16 protein-coding genes are annotated in these 18,101 nt (G+C 46.4%); 15 read left to right on the forward strand and 1 reads right to left on the reverse strand.

All coding sequences use genetic code 11. The features are described from left to right. Positions 1-69: 69 nt before the first annotated feature. From R7P64_RS03645 to R7P64_RS03705, 13 genes are all read left to right on the forward strand, one after another. Entirely contained in the window at positions 70-1,281 is a 1,212-nt protein-coding gene (locus R7P64_RS03645) for an acetyl-CoA C-acyltransferase (RefSeq protein WP_318118425.1), read from the forward strand. 23 nt (positions 1,282-1,304) lie between these two features. Continuing rightward, entirely contained in the window at positions 1,305-2,798 is a 1,494-nt protein-coding gene (locus tag R7P64_RS03650; RefSeq protein ID WP_172563963.1) for a CoA-acylating methylmalonate-semialdehyde dehydrogenase, read from the forward strand. A gap of 19 nt (positions 2,799-2,817) precedes the next feature. Continuing rightward, entirely contained in the window at positions 2,818-3,972 is a 1,155-nt protein-coding gene (locus R7P64_RS03655) for an acyl-CoA dehydrogenase family protein (RefSeq protein ID WP_318118426.1), read from the forward strand. Between the two features lie 38 nt (positions 3,973-4,010). After that, entirely contained in the window at positions 4,011-4,796 is a 786-nt protein-coding gene (locus R7P64_RS03660) for an enoyl-CoA hydratase (protein WP_318118427.1), read from the forward strand. An 8-nt stretch (positions 4,797-4,804) separates the two neighbouring features. Then, on the forward strand, positions 4,805-5,944 hold the full coding sequence (locus R7P64_RS03665; RefSeq protein ID WP_047100927.1) for an enoyl-CoA hydratase/isomerase family protein: 1,140 nt from the start codon (positions 4,805-4,807) through the stop codon (positions 5,942-5,944). Positions 5,945-5,955: 11 nt separating this feature from the next. Beyond that, on the forward strand, positions 5,956-6,861 hold the full coding sequence (mmsB, locus tag R7P64_RS03670) for a 3-hydroxyisobutyrate dehydrogenase (protein ID WP_318118428.1): 906 nt from the start codon (positions 5,956-5,958) through the stop codon (positions 6,859-6,861). A 110-nt stretch (positions 6,862-6,971) separates the two neighbouring features. Continuing rightward, on the forward strand, positions 6,972-7,730 hold the full coding sequence (locus R7P64_RS03675; protein WP_005375778.1) for an SDR family oxidoreductase: 759 nt from the start codon (positions 6,972-6,974) through the stop codon (positions 7,728-7,730). A 798-nt stretch (positions 7,731-8,528) separates the two neighbouring features. Beyond that, entirely contained in the window at positions 8,529-9,410 is an 882-nt protein-coding gene (gene cyoA, locus R7P64_RS03680) for a ubiquinol oxidase subunit II (protein WP_005388604.1), read from the forward strand. A 5-nt stretch (positions 9,411-9,415) separates the two neighbouring features. After that, positions 9,416-11,452 carry a cytochrome o ubiquinol oxidase subunit I gene (cyoB, locus tag R7P64_RS03685; protein ID WP_086047322.1) on the forward strand — a complete coding sequence of 679 codons (2,037 nt, stop codon included), beginning with the start codon at positions 9,416-9,418 and terminating at the stop codon, positions 11,450-11,452. After that, on the forward strand, positions 11,442-12,044 hold the full coding sequence (gene cyoC / locus R7P64_RS03690; protein WP_005375782.1) for a cytochrome o ubiquinol oxidase subunit III: 603 nt from the start codon (positions 11,442-11,444) through the stop codon (positions 12,042-12,044). Before cyoB ends, cyoC begins: the two co-directional genes overlap by 11 nt. Next, positions 12,044-12,355: a cytochrome o ubiquinol oxidase subunit IV gene (cyoD, locus tag R7P64_RS03695; RefSeq protein ID WP_005375783.1), complete on the forward strand. Its 312-nt coding sequence runs from the start codon at positions 12,044-12,046 to the stop codon at positions 12,353-12,355. The genes cyoC and cyoD overlap by 1 nt, the downstream gene beginning before the upstream one ends. After that, complete coding sequence (cyoE, locus tag R7P64_RS03700; protein WP_017634257.1) at positions 12,316-13,230, forward strand: heme o synthase; 915 nt, start codon at positions 12,316-12,318, stop codon at positions 13,228-13,230. Before cyoD ends, cyoE begins: the two co-directional genes overlap by 40 nt. 670 nt (positions 13,231-13,900) lie before the next feature. Next, positions 13,901-15,007 carry an NADH:flavin oxidoreductase gene (locus R7P64_RS03705; protein ID WP_318123176.1) on the forward strand — a complete coding sequence of 369 codons (1,107 nt, stop codon included), beginning with the start codon at positions 13,901-13,903 and terminating at the stop codon, positions 15,005-15,007. Between the two features lie 80 nt (positions 15,008-15,087). Here the strand turns inward: R7P64_RS03705 and R7P64_RS03710 are convergent, their stop codons facing one another. Beyond that, positions 15,088-15,978: a LysR family transcriptional regulator gene (locus tag R7P64_RS03710; protein ID WP_213901641.1), complete on the reverse strand. Its 891-nt coding sequence runs from the start codon at positions 15,976-15,978 to the stop codon at positions 15,088-15,090. Positions 15,979-16,133: 155 nt separating this feature from the next. Between R7P64_RS03710 and R7P64_RS03715 the strand changes: the two genes are divergently transcribed. Together R7P64_RS03715 and R7P64_RS03720 are read left to right on the forward strand one after the other, a co-directional pair. Continuing rightward, positions 16,134-16,532, forward strand: a complete 399-nt coding sequence (locus R7P64_RS03715; RefSeq protein ID WP_005375789.1) for a RidA family protein — start codon at positions 16,134-16,136, stop codon at positions 16,530-16,532. A 73-nt stretch (positions 16,533-16,605) separates the two neighbouring features. After that, positions 16,606-18,066: an aldehyde dehydrogenase family protein gene (locus R7P64_RS03720; protein ID WP_170893291.1), complete on the forward strand. Its 1,461-nt coding sequence runs from the start codon at positions 16,606-16,608 to the stop codon at positions 18,064-18,066. The last annotated feature ends 35 nt before the right edge of the window (positions 18,067-18,101 follow it).

Below are 18,101 nucleotides of genomic sequence, written 5' to 3' on the forward strand. Positions count from 1 at the left end.
GTGAGTAATTCTATGTAGGGTGTCATCAGTCTGCCAAGTGTTCACATATACCTTAAGGGAATGCGAATCATGGGAAAAGACATCTGGATTGTCAGCGCGAAAAGAACGCCAATTGGGCGCTTTCAAGGCAAGTTGCAAACTTACTCTGCTCCTCAATTAGGCGCACTGGCGATCAAGGCGGCAATGCACGAAGTGAATGTGACTTCGGTGGATGAAGTGTTCATGGGATGTGTGCTTCCAGCAGGGTGTGGACAAGCTCCTGCGAGGCAAGCATCTATGGGGGCAGATCTTCCTTTGGGTGTAGGGTGCACCACCATTAACAAAGTGTGTGGCTCTGGCATGAAGAGCGTCATGTTAGCGCACGATCTCATTAAAGCTGGAACGATTCGCTCAGCCATTGCTGGTGGTATGGAAAGTATGACCAATGCGCCGTATTTGCTGAGGGAGGCGAGAAAGGGAATGCGCATGGGGCACCAGTCTACGTATGACCACATGTTTCTCGATGGGCTACAAGATGCTTACGAAGGGCACTTAATGGGTGTTTATGCTCAGCAAGTCGCTGACAGGCTTAAGTTCACCAGAGAGCAAATGGATGAATGGGCCGTGATGTCGGCAAAACGTGCGTTGGAAGCTCAAGAGCGAGGCTTGTTTGCCGATGAACTTTCGCCGGTTTCACTCAATACCAAGTCAGAACAAGCGGTGCTGGACTACGATGAGCACCCTCGCTCGATTGACCTTGGTAAAATTCCTCAACTCAAACCTGCATTCGATGAAAAAGGTACGGTGACCGCTGCTAATTCGAGTGCCATTTCAGATGGCGCAGCGGCTCTTGTGCTTATGGATGAAGACACTGCGTGTCATCAGGGGCTTAAACCACTTGCGATCATCAAGGCGCACTCTACACATGCCAGAAAACCTGCAGAATTTACTTTGGCACCCGTCTACGCAATTGAGCAACTGCTGTTCCAGCTAGATTGGTCAATTTATGAAGTGGACCTGTGGGAAATCAATGAAGCCTTTGCCGTCGTGACACAACTAGCGGTGGCGGAACTTGGACTAGATACGAGCAAAGTAAATATTAAAGGTGGAGCCTGTGCGCTTGGGCATCCGATAGGGGCTAGTGGCGCACGAATTCTGGTGACATTGATTCACAGTTTGCGTCAGCTACAAGCGCTAGGCACCAATGGTGATCTCGAAGCCAAAAAAGTGATGCGGGGTGTTGCGTCACTTTGTATCGGTGGTGGAGAAGCCACGGCGATAGGCATTGAAATACCGCTTTAATTGAAATTAGAAAGGAGTAAATGATGACTCGTTTGGTTCCCTTGTTTATTGGTGGCGAGTTTCGTGAATCTCAAACATCGGATTGGGTTGAGGTAACCAATCCCGCCACTAATGATGTCATTGCGTACGTTCCATGTTCCACAGAGCACGAGATGGAAGCCGCCATTGATAATGCGAAAGAGACATTCCAATCTTGGAAGGAAGTGGCAATATCCGAGCGTGCCCGAGTTATGCTGCGTTATCAGCACTTGCTCAAAGAGCATCATGATGAGCTTGCCACACTGCTTTCTCATGAAACGGGTAAGATTTTAGCGGATGCCAAAGGCGACGTGTGGCGTGGTATCGAGGTGGTTGAGCAGGCTGCAAACATTGCCAGCAATATGATGGGAGAAACCGTCGAAAACGTTGCCACGGATATTGATAGTTACTCAATGATTCAGCCCCTAGGTGTGTGTTGCGGCATTACGCCGTTTAACTTTCCAGCCATGATTCCGTTGTGGATGTTCCCAATCGCTATCGCTGCGGGCAATACGTTTGTGCTCAAACCCTCCGAACAAGTGCCATTGACCTCTATTCGTTTAGCTGAACTATTTGAGCAAGCTGGTGCGCCGAAAGGAGTGTTGCAGATCGTTCATGGCCGCAAAGAGCAAGTCGACTTTCTTCTGGCTCATCCTGATATTCGAGCGGTGTCATTTGTTGGCTCGGTTCCCGTTGCCCGTTATATCTACACCACAGGGACTAAACATTTTAAACGTGTTCAAGCTTTTGCAGGTGCAAAAAATCACATGGTGATCATGCCTGATGCGAACAAGGAACAAGTGGTGAATAACCTAATCGGAGCCTCCGTTGGGGCGGCGGGGCAGCGTTGTATGGCAATTTCTGTTGCGGTATTTGTCGGCGATTCAAAACAATGGATTACAGACCTCAAACAGGCAATGGCGAAAGTACACCCAGGGCCTTGGGATGATGAACAGGCTGCTTATGGCCCACTGATCAGTGAGCAAGCCAAGCAACGCGTATTGGACCTAATCGAAGATGGAAAACAACAAGGCGCAGTGTGTGAACTCGATGGCAGTCAGTGTGAAGTGGACGGCTTTCCCGATGGAAACTGGATTGGCCCAACCTTGTTTAGCGGTGTAACAGCGAACATGTCGATTTACACGCAAGAGATATTTGGCCCTGTCTTAGTTTGTATGGAAGTCGAAACGTTGCAAGAAGCTATTGAGTTAGTGAATCGCAACCCTTACGGCAACGGAACTTCTATATTTACCGCTAATGGCGCTGCTGCGAGAAAATATCAACATGACATTCAAGTCGGTCAGGTTGGGATCAATGTGCCTATTCCAGTCCCTTTACCATTTTTCTCCTTTACTGGTTGGAGAGGCAGTTTCTATGGTGATTTACATGCGTATGGTAAACAAGCGGTACGTTTTTATACCGAGACCAAAACGGTGACGGCACGTTGGTTTGATGACGATATTCCAACGGGGCCTAATTTGACCATCCAACTGCGCTGAGTGAATAGAAGGAGCTTTTATGGACTTTGAACTTAATGAAGATCAACGTGCATTTGCCGATACCGCTCAGCAATTTGCCGATGAGTGTTTAGCACCGATGGCGTCGGAGTGGGATGAAAAGCAGATCTTCCCCAAAGACGTATTGAGAGAGGCGGGGGAACTGGGGTTTCTCAGTCTCTACACTCCAGAAGCGCAAGGTGGCCTAGGGCTGAGTCGCTTGGATGCTTCAATTATCTTTGAACAACTCTCAATGGGCTGTACGTCGACGACCGCTTTCATGACTATCCACAATATGGTGAGTTGGATGATAGCCAGTTTTGCTACCGATGAAGCCAAAACGCAGTTCTGTCCGAAATTAGTTACGGGGGAGTGGTTAGGCTCCTATTGCTTAACCGAACCCAACGCAGGATCAGACGCCGCTGCACTGACCACTTCCGCTACAAAAAAGGGAGATAAGTATGTCATCAACGGCGGCAAAACCTTTATCTCTGGCGCGGGAGAGACAGATGTTTTGGTCGTGATGGCGAGAACCGGAGAAGCGGGTGCCAAAGGCGTGTCTGCATTTGTTGTTCCTGCTCACGCAGATGGTATCAGCTATGGGCGCAAAGAACCCAAAATGGGCTGGAACAGCCAACCAACACGAGCGGTTACTTTTGAAAATGTCGTTATTCCAGCTAGCCATTTACTGGGCGAAGAAGGGCAAGGTTTTGTCTTTGCGATGAAAGGGCTTGATGGAGGGCGTATAAATATTGCGACCTGTTCCGTCGGTACGGCTCAACAGGCCCTTGAACAGGCGACACAGTATATTCAGGAGCGTAAGCAGTTCGGCAAACCGCTTGCGCAGTTTCAAGCCTTACAATTCAAATTAGCAGACATGGCGACAGAGCTCGTGGCTGCACGGCAGTTAGTGCGCTATGCCGCCAGCAAGCTCGACCGAAATGACCCCGATGCCACGGCTTATTGCGCGATGGCAAAACGGTTCGCAACCGATGTGGGCTTTCAGGTTTGCGACCAAGCGCTGCAGCTTTATGGCGGCTATGGTTACATCAAAGAGTATCCAATGGAGCGTCATTTCAGAGATGTGCGTGTGCATCAAATTCTGGAGGGAACGAACGAAATCATGCGCTTGATCATCGCGCGCCGTTTGCTCTCTGAGGAGTCGGCCTTGCTGTAGCGAAGTATTGGATTTGCTCATTGAGAAAGGATTCAGATATGCCATTAACCCAAGAAGCCATTCAACATACGATCACTAATCACGTTGCGCTGGTGACAATGAACAACCCGCCAGCCAATACGTGGACAGCAGAGAGCCTCAAGGTACTGAAGTCGCTGATACTCAAACTTAACGATGATAAGCAGGTCTATTCATTGGTTTTAACCGGCAGTGGAGAAAAGTTTTTCTCTGCTGGTGCAGATCTCAAGTTGTTTTCTGATGGTGACAAAGTGGTTGCGTTAGACATGGCGCGATGCTTTGGTGAAGCTTTTGAGACGCTCTCGGAATTCCGTGGTGTTTCCATTGCCGCTATTAATGGTTACGCCATGGGTGGAGGTTTAGAAGTGGCATTAGCTTGTGATATTCGAGTAGTTGAAGAGCAAGCGGTACTTGCTTTACCTGAAGCCAAAGTCGGACTTTTGCCCTGCGCTGGCGGTACCCAAAACCTCACAGCGTTAGTAGGGGAAGGCTGGGCAAAGCGTATCATTTTATGTGGAGAGCAAGTCAGCGCTGACAAAGCAAAAGAACTAGGCCTAGTTGAGGAGCTGGTTCCCAAAGGTGAAGCTTTAAGTAAAGCGCTGGAACTTGCTGAATCTGTTGCGAACCAGTCACCATCTTCTGTCGCCGCATGTAAGGCGCTCATTCAAAATATGCGCTCTGCGCCACTTAAGCACGGCTTCATGAAAGAGCGAGAGTTGTTTTTGAATCTCTTTGATACGGAAGATCAAGTTGAGGGTGTTCGCGCCTTTTTAGAAAAACGCCCACCGCAATGGAAAAACCGATAGGAGGCCACATGGCAGGGATGGTAACCATCAGTGAAATAGAGTGCTTAGATGGCGTGCACCGCATTGGTATCGCAACGTTAGACAACACCGCTTCATTGAATGCATTGACGTATGACATGTTAGTCCAACTTAACGATCAGCTTATCAAGTGGCAAGACGATCCGCATGTGACTTGTGTGGTACTCACTGGCGCTGGAGAAAAAGCATTCTGTGCTGGTGGTGATGTTCGAGCTATGTATCACGTCATGCATAACGAGAGTAAAGAAAAAATCGTAGAGTTCTGTACGAACTATTTCTCGTTGGAGTATGAGTGTGACTATCTCATCCACACTTACAACAAACCCATTATCGGTTGGGGAGAAGGTATTGTCATGGGCGGTGGGATGGGGCTTTTTATGGGAACCAGCCATAAAGTTGTGACAACAACATCACGCCTTGCTATGCCAGAAATCAATATTGGACTGTATCCTGATGTGGGAGGTACGTGGTTTTTAAGCCAGATAGATCCGCAAGTGGGTTTATTCCTCGGGTTGACAGGTTCAATGGTAAATTCAAGTGACGCTGTCACTATTGGTTTGGCCGATTGGTCACTGTTGGAAGAGCAGTATCCCACCTTACTGGATGAGCTAAAGCGGCTCCAGTGGGGCAAAGAAGATGCGAAAGAGTTGGTAACTGCACTACTACAGTTAATGGAAGAACAAGTTATTGATAGCAAACCAACCACGCAAATTTGTCCATACTTAGATCAGATAGAGGAAGCGTGCAAAGGCTTTGATCTTAATGCGATAGCACAGCGAATCATGGCTATCGAAGGGAATAGCCAGTGGATAGAAAACGCGAAACAAACGTTCGCATCGGGCAGTGCGATCACCGCGCATATTTGCTTTAGACAAGTGAAAGAGTACCACAGCTTACCGCTTGCAGATTGTTTCCGTTTAGAGTTGAGTTTGTCGGTTCGCAGTGCCTTATTAGGTGAGTTTAAAGAGGGCGTCCGTTCTCGGCTTATTGACCGGGATGGCGAACCTAACTGGATGTTTAACAGTGTCAGTGAAGTCGATGAAGATGTCATCGATACCTTGTTTACCTCACTTTGGCCGGATGACGAACATCCGCTTGCTGATTTGGGTGAACAAACACTAGGTCAATAAGGAGAATGATCATGAGTACCATCGCATTTATCGGTTTAGGAAGAATGGGGCATCCGATGGCGCAAAACTTACTCGCGTCTGGATTTAACGTGCAAGTATTCGATGTCGATAGCGAAGCCGCAAAGCAACTAGTACCTTTTGGTGCGGTGGTGGCGAGCTCTATTGAGGAAGTCGTGGATGGTGCAAGCACAGTCATCACGATGCTACCAGCAGGATCTCACGTTCGTTCCGTGTATCTTGGCGACTTACACGGTGGCGTAGGTGTCCTCAATCTTGTCTCGCCAAGTACCTTGATGATTGATTGTTCAACCATTGATCCAGACTCTGCGCGATTAGTCGCCAATGAAGCGGCAAATAAACGTGTGTTGTTTGTCGACGCGCCCGTTTCGGGAGGCGTTGCTGGCGCGAAAGCGGCGACATTAACCTTTATTGTTGGTGGTTCGGATCAAGCGTTTTCTAAAGCCAATGCGATTTTGCAGTATATGGGAAAAAATGTTTTCCATGCTGGCAAAGCAGGCGATGGTCAAATGGCGAAAATCTGTAACAACCTTATGCTCGGCATTTTAATGTCTGGTACGTGCGAGGCATTAAACCTAGGTATCGATCATGGACTCGATCCAAAAGTGCTATCAAACATCATGCTGCAAAGCTCTGGCCGAAATTGGGCATTGGAGCTTTACAATCCTTGCCCAGGCGTGATGGACAGTGCGCCAGCTAGTCACGATTACCAACCGGGCTTTATGAGCAAACTTATGTTGAAAGATCTCGGTTTGGGGTTAGATGCGGCGTTACAAACACATTCTTCGGTTCCGATGGGGTCGTTAGCGCGCAACTTATATTCTTTCCACAACGCGAGCGGCCAAGGCGAGCTCGATTTCTCAAGCTTATTTGAGTTATACAAGAGTAAGAAAGGCTAGACTGAGTTTTGTGACAAACCAGCCCGAGATGGTGACCTAAAACGCGCATCATTTCGGCCAACTTAGACTGGTTGAGATAGAGAACATTACGAGCTATGGAGTGCACCAATATGGACATAAAAAGTAGTGTTATTGCCATTACAGGAGCAGGGCAGGGGCTTGGGCAAATGATGGCCATTACCCTTGCTCAAGCTGGCGCTGATTTAGCGTTGTTGGATGTAAACGCCAGTGGCTTAATGGAAACACAAGAGCAGTGTCGAATGCTGAGTGCGAAAGCGTTGACATATCAAGTGGATGTCACCAACGAAATCGACGTTGAAACCACGTTTGAAGCGATTATCCAAGATTTTGGTCAACTCAATGGGTTAGTCAATAACGCTGGCGTGTTAAGAGATGGGTTACTTGTAAAAGCAAAAGATGGCGTGATCAGTAAGATGTCTTTGGATCAATTCAACTTGGTCATGAACGTTAACGTGACAGGAACGTTTTTGTGTGGGCGTGAAGCTGCCGTCAAGATGATTGAGAGTGGCTCCCAAGGCGTTATCATCAATATTTCTAGTGTTGCGAGAGCTGGGAATATCGGACAAACCAATTATTCTGCGTCAAAAGCGGCGGTCGCGACCATGGCGACAACATGGGCTCGTGAGCTCGCAAGATACGGTATTCGCGCGGCGGCGGTTGCACCAGGTGTAGTTCATACCGCGATGGCAGAGCAAATGAAACCCGAAGCCATAGAGCGATTAGAAAAGATGATCCCAGTTGGCAGGATGGGCGAAACAAGCGAAATCGCGCATGCAGTAAAATACATTATTGAGAGTGATTACTTTACTGGCAGGGTTTTAGAAGTGGATGGCGGCATTCGTATGTAAGTGATCACTGAAATAAGGCTCTGATAGACCTGAATAATAAGTCTCTTTCCATTTCAACATTTTCTATGTTGTGGAGTGCTAATTCTGCGCAACCCAAATGTATTTACAACTTATGTTTGGATTTACCTTGAGAATGATTTCTCACAATCCAATAAAGAGATGTAAATACCACTCAAATATTAAGTGAAATCATTAATTTGATGCTGATCACACTTTTGGTTTTTTAGTTTCCGCTTCTCATTAAGGCTATCTGCGTAAATGAAGTTGATAGTCAGTCTCATCAATTTTAAGTTTCAACTATTTGTTTTTAAATAATTAATTGTTGAAGCACGAGAAATTCGTGTTGAGGTTAATATTCGATTTAAAGTGTGTAACTTCCATTAATGGAAGGTTAGTTTCCAGTTGTGGCTAATGAGCTTTAACTTTTTACTCCTCATAATGCGCCAAATGTAACATAGTGTTTCAAAGTGTAACAATAAACTCACACTAAGAGTGTGGTTTTGATCTCCACTCAATTCCGTTTTGTTTCGCTCTGAGCCCGACGTTACTCATGCTCAACACATAAACATTCTAATGACTATAACAACTGGTTCTTGGCTTGATACCAATCGTATCGTAGCAAATAACGGTTCATTCTAGCTAGTTAAATGCTTGATGACGAAGTTGAAAAATTGTAAGTAGAATAACTACTTATCGAAGTTTTTTCTTGTTCTCATACATTACCTCTGCGCTATTTGTGAGCTCTTATTTACTTTGATTGGCATCTGCTTTGAAACCAGACAACCATCGAGAAAGTTAATGGAAGCCTCAAGATATAAACGCATCTTGTCGAGGGGAAGTTTGGCGTCCGTCATACTTATGCTCTCAGGATGTAATTCAGCTTTACTTGACCCCAAAGGTGCCATTGGTGTGCAAGAAAAAGAGTTAATTATTACTGCTCTTTTGCTGATGTTGATCGTTGTAATCCCTGTGATTTTAATGACGATTTACTTCGCTTACCGATACCGCGCCTCTAACACTGAAGAAGAGTACGCACCCGAGTGGTCACACTCGACCAAAATCGAAGTGGTGGTATGGACAATTCCAATCATCATCATTGCGATTCTTGCGACGATCACATGGCGTTCGACTCATGAACTAGAGCCATCCAAACCTTTGGAAAGTGATGTTAAACCAATGACCATCGAAGTGGTGTCACTCGATTGGAAATGGTTGTTCATCTATCCAGAAGAAAACATTGCGACGGTGAACTATGTGGCGTTCCCGAAAGACGTGCCAGTGCAGTTCAAACTGACTTCGGACAACATCATGAACGCGTTTTTCATCCCTCGCTTAGGTACACAGATCTACGCGATGCCAGGAATGGTAACCAAGCTCAACCTGATAGCGAACCACGAAGGTGACTACAAGGGTTTTGCATCGAACTACAGCGGCGAAGGCTTTTCGCAAATGAAGTTCACAGCTTCAGCAATGTCTGATCGTGCTGCGTTCCTAAATTGGGTGCAGAAAGTGAAGGCGAGCCCTGATCGTATTGAAGATTGGGAGCAATACAGCTCACTGGCAGCGCCAAGTATCGCAGAGCCAGTCACTTTGTTCTCTAGCGTTCCTCCGTTCTTGTTCACCGACGTTGTGACTCAGCATCCTGGTTCAATGAACTGTTTGCCTGAAAACCAAGGATAATCGTAATGTTTGGAAGATTAACTCTTGATTCAGTTCCATTCCACGAACCTATTATCGTCATCACCCTAGCGGTTGTGGCGCTGGTTGGTTTAGCCGTAGTTTACGCGGTGACCAAAGCTGGAAAGTGGCAATATTTGTGGAATGAATGGTTTACTTCAGTAGACCATAAAAAACTTGGCTTCATGTACATCGCAGTAGCGATGGTGATGCTTGTTCGTGGTTTTGCTGACGCAGTCATGATGCGTAGTCAGCAACTCCTTTCTTCTGCGGGTGAAGCAGGTTACTTGCCACCGCATCACTACGATCAAATTTTTACTGCCCACGGCGTGATCATGATCTTCTTTGTAGCGATGCCATTGGTGATTGGTCTGATGAACATCATCGTGCCATTGCAGATTGGTGCGCGTGACGTAGCTTTCCCGTATCTGAATAACTTGAGCTTCTGGCTGTTTGTTGTTGGTGTCATCCTAACAAACATGTCTCTCGGCTTAGGTGAATTTGGTCGTACAGGTTGGCTAGCGTATCCGCCGCTTTCAGGTATTGAGGCTAGCCCAGGAGTCGGGGTCGACTATTGGATTTGGGCGCTGCAGATATCAGGTGTTGGTACGACGTTAACAGGCGTGAACTTCTTCGCGACCATTTTGCGTATGCGTACACCGTCTATGCCAATGATGAAGATGCCAGTTTTCACTTGGGCGTCTCTGTGTGCAAACATTTTGATCATCATTTCATTCCCAATCCTAACGGTGACTATCGCTCTGCTTACGCTGGATAGATACCTAGGCATGCACTTCTTTACCAATGATCTTGGCGGCAACGTAATGATGTACGTCAACCTGATTTGGGCTTGGGGCCACCCAGAAGTGTACATTTTGATCTTGCCAATTTTTGGTGTGTTCTCAGAAGTCACCGCAACCTTCTCACGTAAAAAGTTGTTCGGTTACACATCGCTAGTTTGGGCTACCGTAGTTATCACGATTCTTGCCTTTGTCGTTTGGCTACACCACTTCTTTACGATGGGGTCTGGCGCGAACGTAAATGCCTTCTTCGGTATTGCCACGATGATCATTTCTATCCCAACAGGGGTGAAGATCTTCAACTGGCTATTCACGATGTACAAAGGCCGCATCCGCTTTACGACGCCAATGATGTGGACGGTGGGCTTCCTTATCACCTTTACTGTTGGTGGTATGACAGGCGTACTAATGGCTGTTCCGGGCGCAGATTTCGTTCTGCATAACTCAGTATTCCTGATTGCTCACTTCCACAACGTTATCATCGGTGGTGTGGTATTTGGATGTTTCGCTGCGATCACTTACTGGTTCCCGAAAGCGACAGGTTTCACCATGAATGAAACTTGGGGCAAACGTGCGTTCTATCTTTGGATTATTGGTTTCTTAATGGCGTTCCTACCGCTTTACGCGCTGGGCTTTATGGGTATGACTCGTCGTTTAAGCCAAGACATCAACCCTGAATACTTCCCACTGTTGTCGATTGCCGCAGCAGGTACGGCTGTGATTGCGCTGGGCGTATTGTCTCAGTTCATCCAAATTTACGTGAGTATCCGTGACCGCGAGCAAAACCGTGATTTAACTGGTGACCCGTGGGGTGGTCGTACTCTTGAGTGGGCAACATCGTCTCCACCGCCGTTCTACAACTTTGCGCACCTACCAAAAGGTGATGTGCTGGATGCCTTCTGGTACCAGAAACAAAGTGGCGAGTTCGATCCAACTAAAGAAGTGGAATACGAACGTATTCATATGCCAAAAAACACGGCAACAGGCATCTATGTGTCGGCTTGGTCGCTCCTATTTGGCTTCGGCATGATTTGGTACATCTGGTGGCTAGCGGCGGCAAGCTTGGTCGGTATTATCGTGACGTGTATTCAGCATAGCTATAACGATGATGTGGATTACTACGTGGAAGTTGAAGAGATCAAAGCAATTGAGGCCGAACGTCGAGCTCAGCTTGAAGAAGCGAAGAAAAACTCAGTGAAAGACAGCGAAAGTAAAGATGATCTGGAGGTGACGTATGCAAACTAATATCGCAGCACATCACGACCATGATCACCACCATGACACGAATGGCAACAAGCTATTTGGCTTCTGGGTTTACCTGATGAGTGACTGTGTACTGTTTGCGACCTTGTTCGCGACTTACGCTGTGCTGTCGAGCAATTCAATTGCGGGCCCAACAGGTAAAGACATTTTCGAACTCCCATTCGTGTTTGTCGAAACCATGCTGCTGCTGTTTAGCAGTATCACATTTGGTTTTGGCATTATCGCGATGAAGCGCAACAACGTTGCTGGTCTCAAACGCTGGATGTTAGTCACGTTCGCGCTTGGTCTTGGCTTTATCTGTATGGAGGTCTATGAGTTCCATCACCTGATTGAAGAAGGCTATGGGCCACAAACAAGTGCATTCCTATCGGCATTCTTTACGTTGGTTGGTACGCACGGCCTGCACGTAACCTTTGGTCTTATTTGGTTAGCGGTAGCGTATCATCAACTGTCGACGAAAGGTCTGAACGACAATATGGCAATGCGCTTTAACTGCTTAAGCCTATTCTGGCACTTTCTAGATATCGTTTGGATTTGTGTCTTTACCATCGTTTACTTACTGGGGGTAATGTAATGGATCAACATGTAGAAACCAGTTCGTCAGATTACGTGAAAGGCTTTATTGCCTCACTGATTCTGACGGTAATTCCGTTCTACTTTGTTTGGACGAAATCATTACCAGATACAACGACCTATGCGATTCTATTTGGATGTGCATTAGTGCAGATATTTGTTCACTTTAAATACTTCTTGCACATGGAAACAAAAACATCCGACGGACGTTGGAATCTTGTATCACTGATGTTTACCGCCATTGTTGTACTTATCCTTATCGCTGGCTCGGTATGGATCATCTACAACATGAACGTCAACATGAAGTTGTAGGTCAAGGTATGCTGAAAAGTTATTTGTCTATCACTAAACCGGGCATTATTTTCGGCAACCTGATTTCTGTTGCGGCGGGGTTCTTCCTCGCCGCAAAAACAGAACCAGCCAGTCTAATGTTGTTCGTTACGACGTTAGTTGGTGTTGGGTTAGTCATCGCTTCAGGTTGTGTGGTGAATAATATTTTCGATCGTGATATCGACCAAAAGATGGCACGTACACGAAATCGTGAAACAGTGAAAGGCAACATCAATATCGATATTGCGTTTGTTTATGCACTTGCTTTATTGCTGGTAGGAACCGCACTGTTATTTATCCGAGTGAACCCACTATCCGCTGTCGTCGTGTTGCTTGGCTACGTGTATTACGTGTTCTTTTACACGATGTGGTACAAACGTAACTCGGTGTATGGAACCTTAGTGGGAAGTATCTCAGGCGCAGTTCCGCCATTGGTGGGTTACTTAGCGGTAACAAACTTCATTAGCTTGGAAGCGATTTTACTCTTTACCATGTTCTGTCTCTGGCAAATGCCGCACTCGTATGCCATTGCCATGTTCCGCATGCAAGACTACCGAGAAGCCGGGATTCCCGTATTGCCAGTTAAAGAAGGCATTCATAAAGCGCATCGACACATGAAAGCGTATGTCGTAGCGTTTGGAGCAGTATCGTTGGGGTTATTTTTACTAGGTGAAGCAGGGTATGAATACTTAGCAGTTGCAGCGGTTGTTTGCTTTATGTGGACGAAAGTGACCTTTCGCAGCATTGATGACAACAACTACATCGCTTGGTCAAAGTCGGTGTTTAAAGTCTCACTGCTAGTGGTGATGGGGATCAGTGGTGTGCTTGGTGTCGAGTTGATTCCTCTAGCTCTGTAACAACCAAACCTAAGCGTTTGCTAAGCGCCAATATCTTTTGCTGCTGAATGCATGAATGGCCTTACCTAGAAGTAAGGTCATTTAACTTTCTATTGTTCTTTATTTTCCCTGTTTTTCCTGCTCCTCCTCTAGCTTCACTATCACGTATTCATATCTAAAAGCAAAAACAACCAGTGTGTAAAACATAGTGAAGCACGTTTTCGCTGACGCGTAATAATGCCAAGAGATAGTGACTATTAAGCTAAAAAGTATAAACAGCGCAATAACTCTATTTGCCATATGAAAATTCAATATCGATAGTTTGTAATGTAAACATTTGGGGAGAGTGCTAGTTCCCATAGCAGCATACAAACTAACAATGTGAATGTTTGAGTTGAATCACCAGCTAGCGAAATACAAAAGTTTTACGACTGAAAGTGGGTGACGAAGCATCTTAACTCCAGTGAAATGAACACGATTAAGAATCATCCTTTTACATAATCTAAAAACTCACCAAACCTTAACCCAGATTAAAGTTTTGTCGTCTCCGAGGCATTAAGGTGCGCCTGTAGTTTGCAGGTCTCAAGGATTCAGAGAAGGAACAGCCATACATCGTGTATCGCTGTTCCTTTTTCGTTCTTGTTTACTTGCGAAAAGATAAAACATAAAGACAACTTTAAGAGGACTGGTTTTGAGCATTTTGTTTTCCGAAGCCCGCATTGGCAACATGACCCTAAAGAACCGTTTTGTGAGAAGCGCAACGTGGGAGAACATGGCGACCGAAGATGGTCACATGACGGCAAAGCTTTACGATATTTACGAAACGCTTGCGAAAGGGGAAGTTGGGCTTATTGTCACGGGTTATGCCAATATCGTTGAAGAAGAGAAACCCAACGCAGGTATGATGGGGATCTACAACGACTCTTTTATTGAAGAATACAAAAAGCTAACAGAGCTAGTACATCAACAAGATTCTAAAATCGTGATGCAAATTGCTTACGGTGGCACCAAAACCATCCATAACGTCGGTGAGCGTGTCATCTTCGCTCCGAGTGACGTGCCTGAGCGTGGTACAAATACGCAAGGCAAAGCGATGACAAAGGACGAAATCGACTACATCGTAAAGGCATTCGCATTGGCGAGTAAACGTGCTCAAGACGCTGGTTTTGACGGCGTAGAGATTCATGCGGCGCACACTTATTTAATTAACCAGTTTTTAAGCCCGTACTATAATCGTCGCGAAGACGAATATGGTGGTGGCTTAGAAAATCGCATGCGCTTTCTTTTAGAAATTTATTCTGAAACCAGAAAGCTGGTTGGAAGCGAATTTCCCATCCTCGTTAAACTGACGGCAACAGAGTTCTTTGACGGCGGTTTAACGTTCGATGAAACTCGCGTCGTCTGTAAGACACTTGAAGAAGTAGGCGTTGATGCGATCGTCGTGTCTGGCAATATTCACGGCAAAGCAAACGAACTGGTTGGTCAAACGTTCGATGGTTACACACTACAAGAAGAAGGTTACTTTCACGAATATGGTCACGTGATCAGTCAGGACGTTAGCATACCGGTGATTACTGTCGGCGGGCTGAGCGACATTGATGCGATTGAGAAAATTGCAGAAAACACAGATATCCAATTTTTTGCTGTGTCACGCCCTTTATTGGCTGAGCCGCAGTTGATCACACGTTGGAAAGAAGGCAATCGCGCACCAGTAGATTGCGAACGTTGCTCAAAGTGTCGTACCAAGCGTGGTAACTTTTGCGTGGTGTATAAGAACCGAAATCGTCGCAAAAAATAAAACGAAGCGACTACACAAATACAAATTAGCCTCCACTCTGAATATGGAGGCTTTTAACTATCCGCATGTTAATCGAACCATTATTTATCTTCTTTTTGATAGTTTAAATAATGCACACAAAGATCGTGAAATGCTTTAGCTTGAGGCGAGATCGTGCGATCGGTTAACGTAAATATACCAATTTGCCTTTCAAGCGGTGGTTCGATAAGCGGGATCCAAACCAAGCGTGTTTCATTGGTTGGGAAAGCAAGCTTCGGTAGGGTCGTGACACCAATCCCAAGTTCTAAGACAGAAAACAGTGAAGTAATATTTTCGACCGAATAGAGCGCTTGCTGACTCAGAGCTCTTGCTGGGGTTGGATCGAGAAGTGTACAAGTGCCGTTACGGATAAAGGGTTGTTCCAACAAAGTTTGCCACTCGATTCCTTCTGGATGACTTGCAATAGGGTTGTCCTTTAAACACACCACGCCTATTGGATCGGCTAACAGCGGCGTAAAGTCAATGCCGCCCTCATCGAGGTGAGAGGGGTTACCGAGCGCTAAGTCGACCTCACCGGAGAGTAGGCGAGCCTCGACGCCAGCGGCATTATCGTCTATCAAGCTTACTTCTACATTTGGATACTGTTCGCAAAAGGCGCCCAACACGCTAGGAATGAGCTTCGCTGCAACAGAAGGAACGCTCGCAATTCGCACTCTCCCTTGCTGTCCGGCAGCGGCTGCTTTGAGATCGTTGTCTAGTGCACTGTAGATATTGAGAAACTGAACCACTTTGGGAAGACAAATTTCACCAAACGGGGTCAATTTGGTTTTGTTTCCGGGTTCAAACAGCGTTTGCCCTAGAATTCTTTCAAGCTCTTTTATCGATGTTGACAGTGCCGCCTGAGAACGATTTGCACGATGTGAAGCGGCTCGAAAGCCTCCTTCCTCGACTACCATCACAAAATGCATTAATTGTTGAAGCTTAATACTCATCCCTAATGTCTCTTAATCCCTTTATTTACGTTATTTTAAATAGAGCGATAAGTTTAACTTATCAAATGTCAAAAATTTACCGTTAGATTTATCGCCTGTCAATGTGCATCATTTAACCATATTGAAACAAAGTTGTTACAAAGGTTGAAAGGCACGTGAATACTCCTACTAAAAAACACCCAGTTAAAACCAGTCTATTTGCTTCTAAAGCGCCGCTTGAATGGGCGATAGTCAACAACGGAACCCTGTATACGGCTCAAATTCCTATTGATGACACAGGCGCGGTTGTGGAAGGCGGTATCGAAGCACAAACACGTCAAACCTTTAACAATCTCATTCACACCCTGGAGTGTGCAGGGGAGTCTTTGGACTCGGTGTTGCAGGTCCTGATTTATGTGACCGACAGAGAATACTTAAAGACCGTTAACCAAGTGTACGCGGAATATTTTGAAGCGCCGTACCCAAATCGCGCCGCCATGGTGGTTGCAGGGTTAGCGCGAGAAGAGATGTTGGTGGAGTTTGTTGTCTACGCGTCGGCAAGCCAACCAGAATAAATCCAATAAGAACAATTAGAGATCAGTGAGTGGGTGGCTTGCCATCACAAATCGGAAGAACAAGGAAAGAACCATGACTTTTATTAACAATGTTCAAGCAGAAAAATCCCTCTATATAGCAGGTGAATGGCAATCGGGCATGGACACCATCGCCAATATTAACCCTTCTGATATCAGCGAAAACATTGGCGATTTCGCACAAGCGAGTGTGTCGCAAGTAGAGCAAGCGATTCAAGCGGCTAAATCAGCGCAGCCAGAGTGGGAAAAAACACCAATCGAGCGCAAACAAGTAGTGCTGCAAGCGATTGGTGATGAGCTCATTGCACGATGTGACGAATTGGGTACCTTGCTTTCGCGTGAAGAAGGTAAGCCATTTGCTGAAGGTCGAGGTGAGATTTACCGTGCTGGCCAATTCTTCCAATACTTTGCTGCTGAGGTACTGCGTCAAATTGGCGATAACGCTGCTTCCGTCCGTCCAGGTGTCTCCGTTGAAGTTACTCGCGAAGCCGTCGGCGTTATCGCCATTATCTCTCCTTGGAACTTCCCAACAGCTACAGCGGCTTGGAAAATCGCGCCAGCACTTGCGTTTGGCAACAGTGTCGTCTGGAAGCCTGCCAACCTAACTCCAGCAAGTGCCGTTGCACTGACAGAGATTATCCATCGCCAAGGTTTACCTGCTGGCACGTTTAACCTCGTTTTGGGTAGCGGTTCGCAAGTCGGTAATACCCTTATCAATTCGAAAGATGTGAACGGCGTGAGCTTCACTGGGTCTGTGGACACTGGCCGTAAAGTTGCAGCGGCTACGGCACCAAACTTTGTGCGTTGTCAGCTAGAGATGGGCAGCAAAAACGCGCTCGTAGTGGCAGATGATGCAGACATTCAAATTGCCGTTGAAGCCACAATCGCAGGCTCATTCTCGGGTGCAGGTCAAAAATGTACCGCGTCTTCTCGTCTTGTGGTTATGGACGGAATTCACGACGCGTATGTTGAAGCGCTAATCAAACGCATGAGCGAACTTAAAGTGGGTCACGCACTAGAAGAGGGCGTATTCATGGGTCCTGTTGTTGATGGTAACCAGCTGAATGCGAACTTTGAGTGGATCGAAAACGCACGCCAAGCAGGCGCGGAGCTGGCTTTCGGTGGTGAGCGTCTGAGCCTAGAGCATGACGGTTACTACATGTCACCAACTCTGTTTTTAAATACACAGAATGGCTGGGAAGTGAACCAAGAAGAAGTCTTTGCGCCAATGGCGAGCGTGATTCGCGTTTCTGATCTGGATGAGGCAATTGCAGTCGCGAACGATACGCGCTTTGGCCTGACAGGCGGCATTATCACGCAAAGCTTGCGCAATAGCGCGATCTTCAAACAGCAAGTCCAAACGGGCTGCGTCATGGTTAACTTGCCAACTGCGGGTACAGATTATCACGTTCCATTTGGTGGTCGTAAAGAATCTAGCTTTGGTCCTCGTGAGCAAGGTCAGTACGCCAAAGAGTTCTACACCGTAGTGAAAACCGCTTATCAGCGTCCTTACTAAGATCGGCAGGGTAACTGATGGTGTCAGTTGCCCGC

It is taken from the genome of Vibrio sp. 2304 (assembly GCF_033339475.1).
In the GTDB taxonomy this organism is placed as follows: Bacteria; Pseudomonadota; Gammaproteobacteria; order Enterobacterales; family Vibrionaceae; genus Vibrio; species Vibrio alginolyticus.

Bases quoted from the DNA above. Each gene is read 5' to 3' on its own strand.
- R7P64_RS03645 (WP_318118425.1), top strand. From the start codon at position 70: ATGGGAAAAGACATCTGGATTGTCAGCGCGAAAAGAACGCCAATTGGG.
- R7P64_RS03650 (WP_172563963.1), top strand. From the start codon at position 1,305: ATGACTCGTTTGGTTCCCTTGTTTATTGGTGGCGAGTTTCGTGAATCT.
- R7P64_RS03655 (WP_318118426.1), top strand. From the start codon at position 2,818: ATGGACTTTGAACTTAATGAAGATCAACGTGCATTTGCCGATACCGCT.
- R7P64_RS03660 (WP_318118427.1), top strand. From the start codon at position 4,011: ATGCCATTAACCCAAGAAGCCATTCAACATACGATCACTAATCACGTT.
- R7P64_RS03665 (WP_047100927.1), top strand. From the start codon at position 4,805: ATGGCAGGGATGGTAACCATCAGTGAAATAGAGTGCTTAGATGGCGTG.
- mmsB (WP_318118428.1), top strand. From the start codon at position 5,956: ATGAGTACCATCGCATTTATCGGTTTAGGAAGAATGGGGCATCCGATG.
- R7P64_RS03675 (WP_005375778.1), top strand. From the start codon at position 6,972: ATGGACATAAAAAGTAGTGTTATTGCCATTACAGGAGCAGGGCAGGGG.
- cyoA (WP_005388604.1), top strand. From the start codon at position 8,529: ATGGAAGCCTCAAGATATAAACGCATCTTGTCGAGGGGAAGTTTGGCG.
- cyoB (WP_086047322.1), top strand. From the start codon at position 9,416: ATGTTTGGAAGATTAACTCTTGATTCAGTTCCATTCCACGAACCTATT.
- cyoC (WP_005375782.1), top strand. From the start codon at position 11,442: ATGCAAACTAATATCGCAGCACATCACGACCATGATCACCACCATGAC.
- cyoD (WP_005375783.1), top strand. From the start codon at position 12,044: ATGGATCAACATGTAGAAACCAGTTCGTCAGATTACGTGAAAGGCTTT.
- cyoE (WP_017634257.1), top strand. From the start codon at position 12,316: ATGGATCATCTACAACATGAACGTCAACATGAAGTTGTAGGTCAAGGT.
- R7P64_RS03710 (WP_213901641.1), bottom strand. From the start codon at position 15,978: ATGAGTATTAAGCTTCAACAATTAATGCATTTTGTGATGGTAGTCGAG.
- R7P64_RS03720 (WP_170893291.1), top strand. From the start codon at position 16,606: ATGACTTTTATTAACAATGTTCAAGCAGAAAAATCCCTCTATATAGCA.